Origin of the sequence: Blautia sp. AF19-13LB, assembly GCF_003479105.1 — a bacterium.
In the GTDB taxonomy this organism is placed as follows: Bacteria; Bacillota; Clostridia; order Lachnospirales; family Lachnospiraceae; genus Fusicatenibacter; species Fusicatenibacter saccharivorans.
This window is the reverse complement of the sequence record NZ_QUGO01000045.1, coordinates 285-3,901: the sequence shown is the minus strand read 5'-3', so window position 1 is coordinate 3,901 and position 3,617 is coordinate 285. Positions and strand designations below refer to the sequence as shown.

Annotated in this window: 3 protein-coding genes; all 3 read left to right on the top strand. The window is 50.5% G+C overall.

Annotated features, from left to right (window positions below):
- The first annotated feature begins 8 nt into the window (after positions 1 to 8).
- A complete protein-coding gene (locus DWX32_RS19005) occupies positions 9 to 197 on the top strand; it encodes a hypothetical protein (RefSeq protein WP_118142526.1) in 189 nt (62 codons plus the stop codon).
- A 15-nt stretch (positions 198 to 212) separates the two neighbouring features.
- Positions 213 to 2,303 carry a DNA topoisomerase 3 gene (locus tag DWX32_RS19000; RefSeq protein ID WP_118142525.1) on the top strand — a complete coding sequence of 697 codons (2,091 nt, stop codon included), beginning with the start codon at positions 213 to 215 and terminating at the stop codon, positions 2,301 to 2,303.
- Between the two features lie 217 nt (positions 2,304 to 2,520).
- Positions 2,521 to 3,617: antirestriction protein ArdA (locus tag DWX32_RS18995; protein WP_243037643.1), on the top strand; the 1,097-nt coding region annotated here is incomplete at its 3' end.

Below are 3,617 nucleotides of genomic sequence, written 5' to 3'. Positions count from 1 at the left end.
GAAACCCTATGACCCTGTTTACCGACAATCCCTTTGAAAAGATGATGATACAGAAACCGGACGGGCGGCGTGATAATGCGCCGCCTGTTCCTTATCCCCCGGCTTGCGCTTCCTGCCCTTACAAGGGACAGTCCACTTGTGTGGGGTACTGTCTGAAACAGGTACAGAAGAAAAAAGAAGCCGAGCCGGAACGCTGAAAGGAGGATTTATCATTGATTTTAGTTATCGCAGAAAAGCCCAGTGTGGCGCAGACAATCGCTGCCGTACTTGGGGCAAAGGAAAAGAAAGACGGATTTCTCACAGGAAGCGGCTATATCGTTTCTTGGTGCGTGGGACATTTGGTAGGGCTTTCCGAAGCTGCCGCCTACGGGGAACAGTATAAAAAGTGGAGCTATGACAGCTTACCGATTTTACCGCAGGAATGGAAGTACACCGTTGCTTCTGACAAAGAAAAACAATTCAAGACCCTAAAAGAGCTTATGCACCGGGCAGATGTTTCCGAAGTCGTCAATGCCTGCGACGCAGGGCGTGAGGGAGAACTCATTTTCCGTTTTGTCTATGAAATGGCGGGCTGCAAGAAACCTATGCGCCGCCTTTGGATTTCTTCTATGGAGGACAGCGCAATCAAAGAGGGCTTTTCCCGTCTGAAGAACGGCGAAGAATACGACGCGCTCTTTGCTTCCGCATTGTGCAGGGCAAAGGCTGACTGGCTTATCGGTATCAACGCCACCCGCCTTTTCTCTGTCCTTTACAATCATACCTTGAACGTGGGACGCGTACAGACCCCGACCTTAAAAATGCTTGTTGACCGGGACGCAGCGATTACCACATTTAAGAAAGAAAAATACTACCATGTGCGCCTTGCCTTATCCGGCGCGGAAGCTGCAAGTGAAAAACTGTCTGACCGTTCCGAAGCTGACAGGCTGAAAGCTGCTTGCGAAGCGTTGCGGGCAGTCTGTACTTCCCTTGTGAAAGAGAAAAAGACCGCAGCCCCGCCGAAGCTCTTTGACCTTACTTCTTTACAAAGGGAAGCAAACCGCCTGTTCGGTTATACCGCAAAGCAGACCCTTGACCTTGCACAAGCCCTGTATGAAAAAAGACTTCTTACTTATCCGAGAACAGACAGCGTATTTCTGACCGACGACATGGGCGACACAGCGGCGGGCATTATCAAGCTGCTTTATAGGAAATTTTCTTTTATGGCGGGAAAAGACTTCACGCCGGAGCTTGGAAAGGTTCTGAACAGTAAAAAGGTATCAGACCACCATGCTATTATACCGACTATGGAGCTTGCAAAGACCGACCTTGCTGCGCTGCCGGAAAGTGAAAGGAATATCCTTACCCTTGCCGGGGCGCGTCTGCTCACGGCGACCGCTGTACCGCATACCTTTGAAGCGGTTACAGCAGTTTTTGAATGTGCCGGACAGTCCTTTACCGCAAGGGGCAAGACCATTCTTTGTGAGGGTTGGAAAGAGATTGACCGAAAATACAGGGCAGCCTTAAAGAACAAGCCCGAAACGGACGACGCAGACAGCGACACAGAAAAGACCCTGCCGCCATTTACCGAGGGACAGACCTTTGAAAAACCGGCGGCAAAGGTAACGGAGCATGACACAACACCGCCAAAACCTCACAACGAAGCGTCGCTGCTCTCTGCTATGGAGCACGCCGGAAGCGAGGACACCGACCCGGACGCAGAACGCAAAGGGCTTGGAACTCCCGCCACCCGCGCCGCCGTCATTGAAAAACTGGTAAAGGGCGGTTTTGTGGAGCGAAAAGGCAAGCAGCTACTTCCCACAAAAGACGGTATCAACCTTGTGTGCGTCCTACCGGACACTTTGACAAGCCCGCAGCTTACCGCAGAATGGGAAAACAATCTGACGCAGATTGCAAAAGGCAAGGCAAACCCCGCCGCATTTATGGAGGGTATCGAGGATATGGCGCGAGAACTGGTAAAGACCTATCCGTTTCTTTCTGATGATAAAGCGCAGATGTTCAAGCCGGAACGGGAAGCGTTGGGAAGCTGCCCCCGCTGCGGTTCTCCTGTCTATGAGGGAAAGAAAAACTACTATTGCAGCAATAAAGAATGTATCTTTACCATGTGGAAAAATGACCGTTTCTTTGAAGAACGAAAAGTAGCCTTTACCACGAAGATTGCCGCCGCGCTCTTAAAATCCGGCAAAGTAAACGTGAAGAAGCTCTATTCCCCAAAGACGGGCAAAACCTACGACGGAACTATCGTATTAGCTGATACGGGCGGGAAATACGTCAACTACCGGGTGGAGCTTCCGAAGAAAAAATAACTGAATAGCAAGCATAGGAAAAGAGTACCCTTTTCCGTAAAATCCCTGCTTTCTCTACCGAGAACGGCGGGGATTTTTGCTTGTTGGGAAGTGTCCCAAACCCTCTGAAATCTTGAAAAAATATCTAAAATTTTTGGCAAAAACGCGGGCGCGGGGTACTGAATGATGAAACCGGAAAATGCAGCGTCCGCGCTGCCGTTTGGAAAGGAGGTTACACATGGAAAGTTTACGGGACACCGTAAAGGACTATCAAGAAGAATTACGGGACGGTATCGCTTGGGTGGCGTTTTGGAAAACGGGACGTTCTTGGAACGCCGAGCATTTTTCCCTTGAAATGGGCGACTACCTTTACCCGGAGGACAGAAGCCGCATGGAGGAAATCAAGCAGGCTGACCCTGCCGCCGTTGTGGTAAACGGCTATTATTCCGGCTATCTTGGCGAGGATATGAGCCTTGACGAGCTGACCGCAGGAGTGCGCCACCATTACGAAAACGGATATAGCAATATCGGGGAATTTATCGAAGCCCACGACGACAGGCTGCCGCCGGAGCTTATCGAGGAAGCAAGAGCCGCCGCCCTCGCTGCGGGGCTGCCTTTCTCTGAAAAAGGCTACCGGGACGGCGAAGAACCCGACCCCTATCTATTTGACCGGAGCATGAGCATGGAGGACTACGAACTTATGCACCGCATGATTGAGAAAGAAAAGAGTGAACGCATGGCAGAAACGATTTTAAGCGGGAATCTTTCTAATCTTGGAAAGTACACCGAGGGCAGACCTGCGGGCGAATGGGTATCATTCCCCACGACTGCTAAACATTTGAAAGAAGTCTTTGACCGTATCGGGATTGACGGCAAAAACTACGGGGAGCTGCACATCACAGAATACCAGTCCTCTATTGCGGGACTGGCAGGAAAACTGACCGAGCTTGAAAGCCTTGACGAGCTGAACTATTTAGGCGAGCTTTTGAAAATGCAGTTTGACGACGACCGGAAAAAATTTGCTGCGGCTATCACATACGGCGACCATACAAGGGATTTGCAGGACATCATCAACCTTGCACAAAACCTTGACTGTTACTGGCTTTACCCGTCCGTACAGAGTGAGGAAGATTACGGGCATTATCTGATTGAAGAACTGGACGAGTTGGAGCTGCCCGAAGAAGCAAAAAAATATTTCATGTATGAGGAATACGGGCGGGACGCTGCTATCAATGACGGGGGCAGATTTACCGAGCAGGGCTATATCTACAATAACCGCAACACCTTTACACAGTGGTACGACGGGCGCGACGTGCCGGAGGAATACCGGGTAAC